8 protein-coding genes are annotated in these 14,293 nt (G+C 45.7%); all 8 read left to right on the forward strand.

All coding sequences use genetic code 11. The features are described 5' to 3' along the window. Positions 1 to 137 precede the first annotated feature (137 nt). The 8 genes from HMPREF0106_RS03385 to HMPREF0106_RS03350 are packed head-to-tail and all read left to right on the forward strand — an operon-like array spanning position 138 to position 14,201. Positions 138 to 1,310 (forward strand): glycerophosphodiester phosphodiesterase family protein, encoded by a 1,173-nt coding sequence (locus tag HMPREF0106_RS03385; protein WP_008023863.1) that lies wholly within the window; start codon positions 138 to 140, stop codon positions 1,308 to 1,310. A 31-nt stretch (positions 1,311 to 1,341) separates the two neighbouring features. Then, entirely contained in the window at positions 1,342 to 4,338 is a 2,997-nt protein-coding gene (locus HMPREF0106_RS03380; protein ID WP_008023865.1) for a SusC/RagA family TonB-linked outer membrane protein, read from the forward strand. A 13-nt stretch (positions 4,339 to 4,351) separates the two neighbouring features. Then, positions 4,352 to 6,127 carry a RagB/SusD family nutrient uptake outer membrane protein gene (locus HMPREF0106_RS03375; protein WP_009040960.1) on the forward strand — a complete coding sequence of 592 codons (1,776 nt, stop codon included), beginning with the start codon at positions 4,352 to 4,354 and terminating at the stop codon, positions 6,125 to 6,127. 55 nt (positions 6,128 to 6,182) lie between these two features. After that, the gene (locus HMPREF0106_RS03370) at positions 6,183 to 7,634 is read left to right on the forward strand and encodes a right-handed parallel beta-helix repeat-containing protein (RefSeq protein ID WP_009040961.1); all 1,452 of its coding nucleotides are present in this window, start codon (positions 6,183 to 6,185) and stop codon (positions 7,632 to 7,634) included. A 19-nt stretch (positions 7,635 to 7,653) separates the two neighbouring features. Further along, positions 7,654 to 8,547 carry a fimbrillin family protein gene (locus HMPREF0106_RS03365; RefSeq protein WP_009040962.1) on the forward strand — a complete coding sequence of 298 codons (894 nt, stop codon included), beginning with the start codon at positions 7,654 to 7,656 and terminating at the stop codon, positions 8,545 to 8,547. 18 nt (positions 8,548 to 8,565) lie between these two features. Beyond that, the gene (locus HMPREF0106_RS03360) at positions 8,566 to 10,716 is read left to right on the forward strand and encodes a fimbrillin family protein (RefSeq protein WP_032851618.1); all 2,151 of its coding nucleotides are present in this window, start codon (positions 8,566 to 8,568) and stop codon (positions 10,714 to 10,716) included. A gap of 57 nt (positions 10,717 to 10,773) precedes the next feature. Beyond that, positions 10,774 to 11,676 carry a glycerophosphodiester phosphodiesterase family protein gene (locus HMPREF0106_RS03355; protein WP_008023870.1) on the forward strand — a complete coding sequence of 301 codons (903 nt, stop codon included), beginning with the start codon at positions 10,774 to 10,776 and terminating at the stop codon, positions 11,674 to 11,676. Between the two features lie 17 nt (positions 11,677 to 11,693). Then, positions 11,694 to 14,201, forward strand: coding sequence for a family 20 glycosylhydrolase (locus tag HMPREF0106_RS03350; RefSeq protein WP_009040965.1), 2,508 nt, complete (start codon positions 11,694 to 11,696; stop codon positions 14,199 to 14,201). The last annotated feature ends 92 nt before the right edge of the window (positions 14,202 to 14,293 follow it).

A 14,293-nucleotide genomic window follows, 5' to 3' on the forward strand; every position in this document is an offset into this window, starting at 1 on the left:
GAATTGTAGATTTCCACTTATATTCCCTTTGCTATTTTTTATCGGGGCATTTCCCTCTATTTTTGTCATAACCGAACGGAACGAACAGGTTCCGCCTTCGGGAGTTTCTTTTTTTATTAACCTTTATAGAAATACAAATGAAAAATGAATTACTGCATTTTTTTGTTCCGGAAAAAGGAAGAAGAACAAAACGCCAGCCGATAAGCTGGTTATGCTGTTGGGCTATTCTATTGGGAATAGTTTGCAACGCTTGCTCTGACGATGATCCTGTGAAAAAGAATCCTTACCTGCAAGTAAGTACCCGTGCCCTGCTGAAAGAAGTGGTGGAGGTCAAATTCAACAACATTGATGGAAATACCGATATTACTGTCGATTTTGGTGACGGGACGGTCAAGGAAGGAAAAGCTGCTACCCCTATCACTTATGCCTATACCCAAAGTGGCGACTACACATTGCATGTTACAGCAGGTCAGTATGAGGTGCAGAAGAGAATCCGTATCTATAATCTGTTGGCACTGACGGAGGCGATGAAGCAATTCAGAGAGCCGGACAACAAAAAAGTATGGGTCATGACACACCGGGCGCACACGTCGGACAGGACTGTTCCCGAAAATTCAGTCTCTTCCGTAGAAGATGCCATTGATTCGGGCGCGGAAGTGATCGAGTGTGATACTCATGTGACAAGCGACGGAGTGGTAGTGGTATGCCATGACCAAACCATTAATGCCACTACGGATGGCACAGGCGACATCACAAAAATGACCTATGCGGAATTACAGAAGTACAACCTAAAAGACCGGAATGGCCGGGTGACTGATGAAAAAATGCCTACTCTGGAAGAGTTTCTGAAAGCAGGCCGAGGTAGAATTTATTACAATCTCGACTACTCTCCGCGCACGGCTACTTCGCAGCAGGTGGTGGATATCGTGATGAAACTGGATATGATGGAATCTGTATTTTTCTATTGTAACAGTGCGCAGAAAGCAGAAGAAGTATTGGGCATTACTCCTAAAGCGCACGTGTACACATGGACAGGAAGTCATAAACCGATGATAGGGCTGCCGGGCAATTACTTTGTGCAATACAGCTACCTGACAAACGGAAAAAGCACTCCTTTGGGAAGTTCAATCAATGACGGAATGCTTGCTACGGTAAATATGCTTCCGGCAAGTGGCAGTAGCGTATCCGAATGGACACTGAACGAGGATTATCTGAATGAACTCTTGCAAATCTATCCGATGGTATGTATGATACAGACGGACTTACCGGACTTGTTGATTCCGGCATTACAGGCAAGAGGGCTTCGTTAACTTTATCATCTAATATAAAAATCATCTATTTATGAGAAATATTCATTTCAAAACGTGTACCTGTCTGTTAGGTATATTGCTGATGCTGTTTTCCGGTATTCAGGCAAGAGGAGCTTCTTTAGAAGTGCAGCAGGAACGTAAAATATCCGGTACGGTGATCGACGAAAAGGGGGAACCTGTCATCGGAGCTTCGGTGGTAGTTGTAGAGACGAAACAAGGCACCATCACCAATATCGACGGTAAATTTCAGGTGAATGCTCCGCAGAACGGTCGCCTGAAAATATCCTATATCGGTTATGAGACACAAGAGGTGGCTATCAAAGACCGGCAATTACTGAAAATCGTGTTGAAAGAAGAATCCACAGCGTTGAATGAAGTGGTAGTGGTGGGTTATGGTACGATGAAACGGAAAGAAATGACCTCGGCTATTTCCCATGTCGGTGCGAAAGACCTGAATCAAATCTCCAGTCTCGATGCTTCCATGCTGTTGCAGGGGAAAGTATCCAGTGTATCTGTTTCCAATACGGCTTTGGCCGATCCGAACAGTACGGGAAGTATCCAGATTCGTGGCATATCTTCGCGTAATGCCGGGCTGGGCCCGTTGATTGTTGTAGACGGAGTGCCAGGAGGCGATATGACGAATATCAATCCCGCCGATATTGAATCGATCGATGTGTTGAAAGACGGTGCCGCTTCCGCTATCTACGGTACACGGGGTAGCAACGGTGTGATCCTTGTGAATCTGAAAAAAGGAACCCGTGACGGGGAAGTGCATACGACTTACAGTGCTGCCGTCACCTTCAATAAAGCAAAGAAAGAGCTCGACATTATGAATGCGGAAGAATATCGTGCTTACCGCACGGTTTCCAATCCACTTTCCGATATGGGAGCCAGTACGGACTGGTTTGATGCCGTTACCCGTTTGGGAGTGACACACATGCACACGTTGACCTTCTCCGGAGGCAATGCGAGAACCAATTATCGTGTAACAGCCGATTATCGCAAAGCGCAGGGAATTGACTTGCGTTCCGACCGTAGGGAATATGGTGCGCGTGCTACCATCAGCCACACAACGAAAGACGGCCTGTTTACCTTTGCAGCTAACATGACTCCCCGTGTCATCGACCGGAACAAGTCAGCCAGTGTCTATGGCAGTGTCATCAAGAATAATCCGACAATGCCGGTTTATGATCCTGAATCAGCTAACGGATATTATCGTTTTCCGTCTGGAGGCGACAGCTCGAATATTGTCGAACAATTGAATGAGGAAGAGAATGGCACAGAGATTAAATTGCTGGAATGGAATGCTACTGCTGCCGTTAATTTGTTGCCGTTGTTCAATCCTAATAATCCGAACATGGTCTTGAAATCACAGGTTACTGTTTCACAGTATCAGGTGGATAAGTTCAACGGATGGTTCATTCCGTCTACTTATGGTCCCAATGTCAATTCGGGCGTTGCCGGAAAAGCGAGCCGTGACTTTGATAAAAACACTAACAACAATCTCGAATGGGTGACCAACTTCTCTACACGCATCAAGGATCATCAAATCCGTGCAATGGTAGGTTATAGCTACAATTATGGGGTAAGTTCGGGTATGGGAGCCGAAAACTGGGACTTCTCTTCCGACGGATTGACGTACAATAATCTGGGCTCCGGTCTGGAAGCAGCCAAAGAAGGAAAAACCATGATGAGTTCTTATAAAAATGACCATAAATTAATCAGCTTCTTCGGACGTGTCAATTACGATTGGAAAGAGCGCTATCTGTTCACTTTCTCTTTACGCCACGAAGGTTCCTCCCGCTTTGGTGAGAATCATAAATGGGGTAATTTCCCGGCGATATCTGTCGGCTGGCGTATCTCGGATGAGAAGTTTATGAAAGGACTCTCATGGATTGACGACTTGAAAGTGCGTTATGACTATGGGGTGACAGGTAATCAGGAAATAGGTAATTACCAGTCTTTGGCAACCTATAGAGCCTATGGCTGGTATCAGTATGGCGGCAACAACTTCCATGTATGGGGACCGAGTAAGAATGTCAATTCGGAACTCCGTTGGGAGAAAGGGCACAATCAGAATATCGGTTTGGACTTCTCGCTCTTCAAGCACAAAGTGACCGGGTCATTTAACTATTTCCACCGTAAACAAAGCGATTTGCTCGGTAGCTATTCCGTATCGGTTCCGCCCAATTTGTTTTCTACTATCTATGCCAATGTAGGTACATTGCGCAATACCGGTTTCGAGCTTGACATAACCGTAAATGCTGTCCGGACAAAGGATTTCACTTATAGTTTCACCTTAGTGGGAGCTACCAATAACAATAAGTTTGTCAGCTTCTCCAATGATGTATACAAGGGACAGAAATATTACTCCACCTGCAACATGGCGAATCCTAACAATCCGGGATATTTGCAGCGGATTGAAGAAGGCGAACGTATCGGCAACTACTTCACCTACCGCTATGCAGGAGTGGATAAAAAGGGTGACTGGCTGATTTATGACAAGAAAGGAAATGTGATTCCTGTTGCGCAGGGTACGGAAGAAGACAAGGCAGTGACCGGAAACGGTTTGCCGAAATTCACCGGTTCTATGACGCACAACTTCACTTACAAGAACTTCGACTTGACTGTTGCCCTCCGTGGTGCTGCCGGGTTTGATATATTCAATGTGCACGATTTCTATTTCGGCTTGCAGAGTATGAGTACCAACCAGTTGACTACCGCCTATTCGAAGAATGCGCATATCATGACGGGTAAGAATGTGATTACCGACTATTTCATCGAACCGGGTGATTACCTGAAGATAGACAACATCACTTTAGGATATACCATGAACCTGAATAAGAAGTATATTGAAAAGATACGTTTGTTCGGCACAGCCAACAATCTTTATACATTCACGAAGTTCACCGGTGTAGACCCTTCTACCTACGAAGTGAACGGACTGACGCCGGGTACTTTCGGAGGAGGATACAACTATTATCCGTCTGCCTTCCAGTTTATTTTAGGTTTACAAGTTAGTTTTTAAAAAAAGAACCATTATGAAAATAACAAAATATATCATAGGATTAAGTATGATGGCGGGCACAGTGTTAGGCTTACCGTCTTGTACGGATCTGTCGGAAACGGTGTATGACCAGGTGATGTCCAAGAACTATTATAACACGAAACAGGATGTTATCAACGCCGTTTTCCGTCCCTTTGAGCACATGTATTGCTGTATCTGGATACGTCATGAGAACGAGGAACTTCCCGCAGACCAGTTGATTACTCCCACTCGTGGCACTTGGTGGTACGATGGAGGTTTGTGGGAAATGTATCACCGTCATCAATATGATGATATCAATCAGGGCGACTGGTTGAGCGAATGGGAAAACTTTTATGTAGGTATCGGCCAATGTAATATGGTATTGGACGACTTGAACCAATTGAATCCGTCCAATTTTGGTTTGAGTGACAGTGAGTTTGAAAGTTTTAAAGCACAGTTGCGTTGTATGCGTGCCTGGGGTTATCTCCGTCTGTTGAATACCCATCGCAACTGTATTCTGACCACCACATCAGACCAGGCTGTGAACGAACTGCCGGAAAACCGGAAACAAGTCTCTCCGCAGATAATGTTCGATTTCATCGAGAGTGAATTGAAAGACTACTGTCTGGCGGCCTTGCCCTCCAAGAGTGGACAATCCGGGAATGGTAGCCAACAGGGACAGTTCACGAAAGCTGCTGCGGCATCCTTATTGGTTCGTCTCTATCTAAATGCGGAGGTATGGATCGGTCAGGCGAAATGGCAGGAATGTATCGATATGTGTAAACGTATCACGGGAGGAGAGTTCGGATATTATGCGATTGCAGATAACTGGTATGAACCTTTCGACTGGAACAATGAAATGTGCAATGAAGTGATCTTCGGTTTTCCCGGTTCTTACGGGCTGACCAGCTGGCATCTACAAAATGACAGAAGAACGGTTTACGGACGTGGTTTGCCTTATGGCAGTGCGTATTACCTGAAAATAGAGGGAAACGGCGAACGGAATCCGAAATACGCGCTTTCACCGAGCTATGACAATCAGCAGCCACGCGAACTGTTCGACTATGGATTGGGAATGGTTACCCGGAAGTTTGCCAAATATCAGGGCGACATACGTTATAAGCAATATGTAAACACCGGTAACAATACCCGCGAAGGTATGTTCTTTCTCGAAGGTAAGATTGCCAACTCCGCTGTCAGCGGAGGATATGCCAAGAATCCGGACAATCAATATGTGATTTATTTGCGTGACCAGGTCGGACGATTCGAGGGGAATGCAGAGTCAGGTTATATCTCCAATCCGGCTTATAAGGAATCTAAATTGGGTAATGGTGACTTCAACTCCGGACTTTACTGTGTGAAGTATCCTTTCTATCCGTTTACCGGAGGTTATTATATCGAGTCCGACTATACAGAGATTCGTTTGGCAGAGGTTATTTATTCTCAAGCTGAAGCCCTTCTCCGTCTCGGACAGGCAGGTGAGGCTGGTAAATTGCTGAACAGCGTGCGTAAGCGTAACTACGAAAACTTTACAGCGAATATCGCTTACCAGCCGGAAGGCAACGTGGTACTCGATCAGAAAGAAATGTTGGATGAGTGGGGACGGGAATTTCTGGCGGAAAGCCGTCGTCGTACAGACTTGATTCGTTTCGGCAGGTATCAGGAAGCATGGTGGGACAAACCACGGGATGCGGACAATCATTATGAACTGTTCCCCTTGTCGCAGACACAACTGGAACAGAATGAATACCTGAAACAGAATCCCGGTTATCCGGATATTGCCCGGTGAAATCGGTGAATTTGTGATTATTCTTATCTAATGTACAAGTTAAAAAAGAAAGAAAATGAAAAATAGTTTATTCATAATATCGAAGCTATGTATGCTGGCTTTCATTCTCCTGTTGGCACAGGGATGCCAGGAAGACTATGAGATGATAGATCCGCCGATGATGACCGACTACGACGATGATCTGGACGAAGAAGTGATTATGCAGAAAGGACTGGAGAGTTACTTCGTGACTCAATTCGGTGAAGGGGAAATGGATGGTAGTTCCTGGGAACAGGCGTTGGATGTGGCTGGCTTCCGTAAGTTGTTGAGCGGTTCTGTCGATCTGTCCAAGAGTACGATTTACATGAGTCAGGGGAAATATGTCATGTCCGAAGAAAGTGGACTTGGTGTAATCGTTCGTAAGAATATAAAGGCGATTAAGGGCGGATATAGTCAGTTTAGCGAAGGGACCGATGTTTCGGCACGTGATATAGATGCGTATGTGACTGTTATCAGCGGCGATGTGAACGGAAATAAACAGGCGGATGCCGGTGACTGTGGTTTGCTATTGGTGAAGAAAGGGCATATTGTCATTGAGGGAGTTACTTTCCAATATGGATATGTGTCTGAAGCGGATGCCAGTACAACCGAATGTGGTAGTGGAATTTACGTGAGCGGCGGTGTTGGTGATACTTCCATCGAGTTGACCGATTGCGTGATTAGAGATTGTACGTCAGCAGTAACGACTTCTGCCAAGCAGGGTGGTCCGGCAGTCTTTGTCTTGTCGGGACAGGTGCGGCTGAATAAGGTGAACTTGCTGGATAATAAGGCTGTCGGTCGTGGAGGCGCTGTTCGTTGTAGTAGCAAGACAGCGGTGGTGTTTATGAATGGTTGTCTGTTGAAAGGCAATTCTCATAACGGTTCGTGGGGAAATGGTATTCAGATGTCGGAAGGACATATCTGTATTAACAATACCACGCTGATAGATAATATGGGGACAGGTGCCGCTCTGAACGGAGGAGGAAGTATCCTGCTGACCAATAATACAATCATTGGAAATGCGAGCGATAGTCATGGAGCGGTACGTTGTGAGACAGGTGCCGGTGGTGATACGAAGTTTATTAATAACCTGTTGATCTCTGAAAATCCTTCGGCTCCGAGCTTTAATCTGAATGGCAGTAACTTTGAAGCCTTTTCGAAGGGATATAATGTGTATCAGCGCGTGACGGGAATAACGATGAGTGCGTCCGACACGGCTTATCCCAATCCGGTGAATGGCATGCTGAATGAAAAGGGAGTGTATGTGTGGGATCTCAATCAGATTGGTTCGGTAAAAGGATATGCTACCAAACAGGCGGTGATAGAAGTTGCGAAAAGTTTTAATCCGGTGACTTCGCCTATTGCTGATTTGGGAGAAGTGTTTGTGGAATGGGTCGGTGAAGATGCTTTCGGTATAGACCAACGCGGAGTGACTCGTAATGCGAACAAGATGCAAGCCGGTGCTTATGATGCGGTTCTGACAAATTAAACTCTAAAACGACTGTAACATGAAGAAGATATTTTATATAATAGCTTTGGGTATCGCACTAGCCGGATGCTCAAACAACGAGGATGAGTTACTATCAATGGGCAGTTTCCCCGAAGATCATGTCATCCGCGTCATTACCGAAGTGAATGAACCTCTGTCGCGTGCAGGGTATGACGCCATGAATCTGGAACGTTTCGGATTAATGATCCGGAACAGCGAAAATGCTGCTTATAACTATCATAAACAAATGGTTAGTTCCGGCAGTTCCTGGAGCACGTCCGACGGTCAACAGATGCTTTGGGATGCAGAAAGAACACCTGTGACGATGATAGCGTATGCGCCATTTATGAGTGAAGCCACTCCGGATGCTTCGTTGGCGGTCAATGCGTTAACCAACCAGTCTACCGAAGAGAATGTGAAATCTTCCGATTTCCTGTTGATGAAAGCGACAGTTGACCCGGAGCAGGATTTGACGGCAGATGGGAAACTGAAAATCTCTTTGAATCATGCCATGAGCAAGCTGATTATAAAAATCACGGTCAATGGTACGACGGATGCTTCTATGAGTAAGTTAGGAGATATGGCTATCAATGGGGCTGTTGTCAAAGCCACTTGTGACTTGTCGGCAGCGGCTCCGGTAGTTGTTCCTGCGGCGGATGCGGTAGTGGCAACTGTGGCTCCCTATAAAGGAACGGAATCCTGCGAATGTATCCTGCCTCCTCAAAAAATAGCAGAGGGCTTCTCTGTCAATTTCAGTTATGACGGGAAACTGTATATCTGGACTGCAAAAGAGCCCATTGAACTGGAAAAAGGAGTGGAACATACCTTAACTCTCAATGTAAACACAACAGTCCGACTGGCTGCTAAAATGGCCAGAAATTGGGCAACCGGGCAACTTATCGACCGGAATTAAAGAAGGAGGAGATAAACGATGAAGATTACAAAACTGATATTGGCTGCGTATTTACTGACGAGTATGGCGGCCTGTGATACAGATAAGAATATAGCTATGTACGGTGAAGATTCCGGTGCTATCCGGATTGAAGCCTCTATTAATACTGCCTTTACCCGCAGTAATCCCGGTGCGGCGGGAGATCAGCAGAAACAATTTAATGAGGGTGATGAGATTCAGTTAAGTTGTGAGGATGGGTATTTGAGTTATGTACTCTCGGAAGGAAAATGGATACCGACGGATAACTATTATTTAAGGTGGGGTGCGGAGCCGGTGACTTACTCGGCTTTCTATCCGGTGGTGAGCGGAGCCAGTACGGCCAACTTTACACTTCCCACCAACCAGCAACGTCTGGAAAACCTGGCCAAAGCCGACTATATGACATGTACTGTGGAGAATGCAACAGATGATGGTTCCCGTATTCTTCGTTTGGGTATGAACCGGAAAATGGCAAAAGTGATTATGACGCTTGCAGATGTAGGCGGACAAGGCAAGGTGCAGGGAGTAAAGATCGGTTCTTATCAGGGATACACGAATGGTGAAGTGGTATCGGGCACTTCTTTGATATCACCGTTCATTACAGTTCCCAAAGGTGGTAAGGCAGGACAGAACGGTTGTACTTATACTGCCATCGTAGCTCCCGGAAAAGCCGGAACCACCGCTACCTTTGTCTCTTTGAATTATTTGGGAGAAGATTTGGTATTACCCGGTATTCCGGAATTGAAGCCCGCAAAGTGTTATGAATTCACGTTGAAAGTGGAAGGCTCGATTATAAGTATTAGTGAACCCATTGTTTCTCCGTGGGATAGCGGTACTTTGTCGGGAGGAGATGTAGAAGAATTGCAGCTTGCGGCTTATTACGTAAAAGAACAGCCTGCCGGAAACGCAACCGGTATGGATTGGGACAATGCTATGGGAGTGGATGCGTTGCGCAACTTGTTACAAACGAATGGTAACAGTGACATCTCCAACGCTAATGCAGTCAAACTGGATGGCAAGAAGATTTATGTAGCTGCAGGCTCTTATGAGATGGCGAAAGAAAATTCCGGCGTGAAGATAGAATATAGCGGTTATAGCAAGCAAGTGGAAATAACGATTGAAGGCGGATATGATCCTTCAAGTACGGGAACGGATTTGACGAAGCGTGACATTAGTAAATATACGACTGCTTTTGTCAGAAATACCGGTAGTGGAGCGTTTGCGACATCCAACTCTTTATTAGTGCTGGGCAATCAGACAAATATTATTTTCGACGGTTGTACTTTCAACGGACAATATGGATTGAACGATGCAGGAAGTGTCCGTGCCGTATTTGTTGCGGCAGGTGGAGGTGATGCAACCCTGCAACTGAATAATTGTGTCATCAAGAACTTCAATCGCGGAAGTGATGGTGGAACAGATGGTGGAGCAGCCGTTAAAGTATCAAAGGGAAGAGTCTTGCTAAATGATGTAGAGATGGTGAATAACAAGGCGACAGGGCGGGGAGGAGCCATCACTACCACCGCAGCAAACAGCTTTCTGTTTATGAACAACTGCTTGTTGCATGAAAATTATGCACCGACCGCTTGGGGAACTGCCATTCATGCCGGAAACGGATATGTCTGCATGAATAATGTAACCGTACTTGGTACCACCGCTACTGGAGGAAATAGTATCACAGTCAATGGAGATGCCTATTTTATGCTTGCCAATACTACCATTGTTGGTAATTCAGGTAATCCGAACGGTGTGTTCCGTGCAGGGGGCAGGGCTTCTACAGTGGTAAATTCATTGTTTGCTAAAGGAGCCGGAAGCAGGACGATTTATGCAGGTAATATTACTTCCGGTGGATATAATGTATATCAGGCTGCGGATGCAGGTTGGGGAGCTGTTTCTACGGACACGGACTATTCATCCCAAACTCTTCCCGCCGCAACTTTGACCGATGGTGTTTACCAATGGACGGTAACCGGTACTATTGATGAATTTGCAACGAAACAGGCTGTAATTGATGCGGTGAAATCTTTCGACGCAACTGTGGGACAGCAATTTATCAATTGGGTGGGTGAAAACGGCTTTGGAGTAGACCAACGAGGAGTTGCCCGTAATGTCAACAAGATGCAGGCTGGTGCTTATGATGCCGGGTTGTAGCAGTGAGGCAATAGGTAGTTGAACAAAATTGAGCAGAAAGATTAAATAATGATAGATATGAAGAAAAGCAGGTTTATAGTGCTTTTGTTACTTTTCTGTTTGCAGCCAGGTTTCCTGGCTGCACAACGGGCGGAGGCCATCCGCAAGGATGTATTGAATCCGTGCCTGGACAAAGTATTGGTGGTGGCGCACCGTGGAAATTGGAGTATTGCCCCCGAAAACTCCCTGGCGGCTATCGATAGTGCTATTCGGATGAAAGTGGACATTGTAGAGATTGATATCCGTAAGACGAAAGATGGTCAGCTGGTACTGATGCATGATGATACGGTAGATCGCACCACCAATGGTACAGGAAAAGTAAAAGATAAGACATTGGCTGAAATAAAGCAACTTCGGTTGAAAGATAAAGACGGCCGGCTGACGGAACATACTGTCCCTACTTTGGAAGAAGCTTTGCTGGCTGCCAAAGGCCAGATAATGGTTAACCTGGATAAGGCTTACAGCATTTTTGATGATGTATATGTGATATTGAAGAAAACCGATACTGCAGATTTAGTGATAATGAAAGGTGCCCAACCCGTGGAGACGGTGAAGCGGGAGTTCGGTTCTTATCTGGATAAGGTAATCTATATGCCCGTCGTAACGATTGATGAGGAGAAATCGATGAAGGTGGTCGAGGACTATATGGAACAGTTGCATCCGGTTGCTTTTGAGTTGTGTTACCGGAATGTTGCAAGTCCGGTGCCTGCCCGGATGGAACGCAGGCTGGCAGGGAAAAGTCTGATTTGGTATAACACTTTGTGGGCTTCTCTGGCAGGAGGACATGATGATGAGGCTGCTAGGAAAGATCCGGACGCAAGTTATGGGTATCTGATAAACAAGTTGGGGGCAAGAATCCTCCAAACAGACAGTCCGGCTTTTATGCTCGATTATTTGAGAAGTAAAGGATGGCATGACTAATCACTAAGACTAAATTTATGAACGATATAAAGTTTTCTTTATGGGCAGCGGGATGGTTGTTCATCCTGCTCCTTGCAGGCAGTTGTAAGTCGGCGAATGAGTCGAGAGCTCCGGTTGCTTTAACCTGGGAAATGGGAAGCTACGATGGAAATGGTAAATATTATGAGAATTCTTTTGTACTGAAGAATGTTTCGGATGCTCCTATTGGAAAGGACTGGGAGATTTATTATTCGCAGTTTCCCCGTTCGATCCGGCAGGATGCTTCGTCGCCGGTTAGGGTAGAGGAAGTAAATGCGACTCTATTTAAAATATATCCGGGAGAAGGATTTAGTTCACTGGCTCCGGGAGATTCATTGAGAGTGATATTCCAGTGTGACGGGGAAGTGCCGAAGAATTCACATGCGCCCGAAGGGAGCTATTGGGTAAGTCAGTCGGGGACATCGAAAGGTAAGCCGCTGCCTGTGACGTTACATGCCATTCCATTGCCTGTTACTGAATGGCAAAGGACGGCTGCACGGAAGACGTATGAAACCAATCTTCGTTTACTAAATGCAGATACTCCGGAGTTCCGGATGACGGATATCATACCTTCCGTAAAAAAGGTGCTTGCTACCGGAGGGGAAACGGTGTTGGAGAAACAACTTGCTTTGACTTTCCATGAGGATTTTGCCAATGAAGGAAAACTGTTGAAAGAGAAGCTCACTGCATGGCATGGATTGGAAATTGTGCCGGAAGCCTCGGTAACCATTGTCTTGGACTATCTTTCTGACAGGAAAAAAGCAGTCAATGAGGAATATTATGAACTGTGCATTGACGGTCAGCAAATAAGGATTAGTGCCGCTACTCCACATGGAGTTTTTAATGGTACACAGACCCTGTTAGGATTGCTGAAAGGGCAGGAAAGCCCGTTCCGGTTGGAAGCAATGTCTATACAGGATTATCCGGACTTATTATATCGGGGACAGATGCTCGATATTGCCCGGAATTATACAACGGTGGATAACTTAAAGAAGCTGATTGATATGCTCTCTTCTTACAAACTGAATGTGCTCCAGTTCCATTTCTCGGATGATGAAGGCTGGCGGCTGGAAATTCCGGGATTGGAGGAGTTGACTGCAATCAGTTCGCGGCGGGGACATACAACCGATGAAAAGGACTGGTTGTATCCGGCTTATGATGGCGGATATGATCCGTATGCTGCAACATCGGGAAATGGTTATTATACCCGGGAGGAATTCATTGATTTATTACGATATGCGGCGGAAAGACATGTGCAGGTCATCCCGGAAATAGAATCCCCCGGCCATGCACGTGCGGCGATTGTGGCAATGAATGTACGTTATAAGAAATACATCGATACCGATCCGGAGAAAGCGGAAGAATATCTTTTGAGTGACTTGCAGGATACTTCCCGATATGTTTCGGCACAAGCCTATACGGATAATGTTATGAATGTAGCCTTGCCCTCCACTTATCGTTTTATGGAAAAGGTGATTCAGGAAATAGTGGCTATGTATAAGGAAGCCGGTACACCGCTGGCTACCATCCATTTGGGAGGTGATGAAGTGGCTAAGGGCGCATGGATGGGTTCCCCTTTATGTAGGGCGTTAATGGAAGAGCAAGGCATGGAAAAGGCGCATGATCTGGCCGAATATTTCATCACCCGGGTAGCTGATTGCCTGCAACAGCATCATTTGTCTTTTAATGGCTGGCAGGAAGTGGCTTTGGGGCATCAAAAAGACACTCATACTTATTTATCTCAACGGGCAGCCGGTATCAATTCGTGGAAGACTGTTCCGGAATGGAAAGAGGATGAAATACCTTATCAGATAGCCAATAACGGTTATCCGGTCATCCTCTGCAATGTGAATAATTTCTATCTGGATTTGGCTTATGATGCTCATCCTGATGAACCGGGACATTTCTGGGGAGGATATGTGGATGAATCCAAAGCATTCTCCATGCTTCCGTTCGATGTCTATCGTTCTTCACGTACGGATATGGCGGGCAATCCGGTGGAAATTGGTTCCGCAGGAAAAGGAAAAACGACATTGACTGCCTCCGGCAGGAAACAAATAAAAGGGGTACAGGCACAACTGTTTGCCGAAACAATTCGAGGATTTCAATGGGTAGAATATTATATGTTCCCTAAAGTGATGGGACTGGTAGAGCGTGGCTGGAATGCGCATCCGGATTGGGAAACCCTTTCCGGTGCAGCCGAGCAGCAAACCTTTGACCGGGATCTGGCACTGTTCTATGAAAAAATTAGTGTAAAGGAAATGCCTTATTGGAGCCGGATAGGGGTAAACTTCCGTTTGCCTCATCCCGGACTCACCATCCGGGACGGACTTCTGTATGCAAATACTTCTATCGAAGGAGCACAGATACGCTATACGACGGATGGGACTGAACCGACGGTTGAGTCGGAGCTATGGGAGACTCCCGTAGCCTGTCAGGCTGCTGTTGTAAAAGCAAAGTTGTTTTATAGGGATAAGCAAAGTGTGACCAGCTGTTATTGGCAGTAATTAGTGGAATAGTAGAATAGATGTACTTTTAATTTCTAGCCGTTTTATTCTTTAAAATACGAAGATTTTCTCTACATTTGTCTTTATTAGTC

The organism is Bacteroides sp. D22, assembly GCF_000163675.1.
Lineage (GTDB): Bacteria > Bacteroidota > Bacteroidia > Bacteroidales > Bacteroidaceae > Bacteroides > Bacteroides xylanisolvens.

Bases quoted from the DNA above. Each gene is read 5' to 3' on its own strand.
- HMPREF0106_RS03385 (WP_008023863.1), top strand. From the start codon at position 138: ATGAAAAATGAATTACTGCATTTTTTTGTTCCGGAAAAAGGAAGAAGA.
- HMPREF0106_RS03380 (WP_008023865.1), top strand. From the start codon at position 1,342: ATGAGAAATATTCATTTCAAAACGTGTACCTGTCTGTTAGGTATATTG.
- HMPREF0106_RS03375 (WP_009040960.1), top strand. From the start codon at position 4,352: ATGAAAATAACAAAATATATCATAGGATTAAGTATGATGGCGGGCACA.
- HMPREF0106_RS03370 (WP_009040961.1), top strand. From the start codon at position 6,183: ATGAAAAATAGTTTATTCATAATATCGAAGCTATGTATGCTGGCTTTC.
- HMPREF0106_RS03365 (WP_009040962.1), top strand. From the start codon at position 7,654: ATGAAGAAGATATTTTATATAATAGCTTTGGGTATCGCACTAGCCGGA.
- HMPREF0106_RS03360 (WP_032851618.1), top strand. From the start codon at position 8,566: ATGAAGATTACAAAACTGATATTGGCTGCGTATTTACTGACGAGTATG.
- HMPREF0106_RS03355 (WP_008023870.1), top strand. From the start codon at position 10,774: ATGAAGAAAAGCAGGTTTATAGTGCTTTTGTTACTTTTCTGTTTGCAG.
- HMPREF0106_RS03350 (WP_009040965.1), top strand. From the start codon at position 11,694: ATGAACGATATAAAGTTTTCTTTATGGGCAGCGGGATGGTTGTTCATC.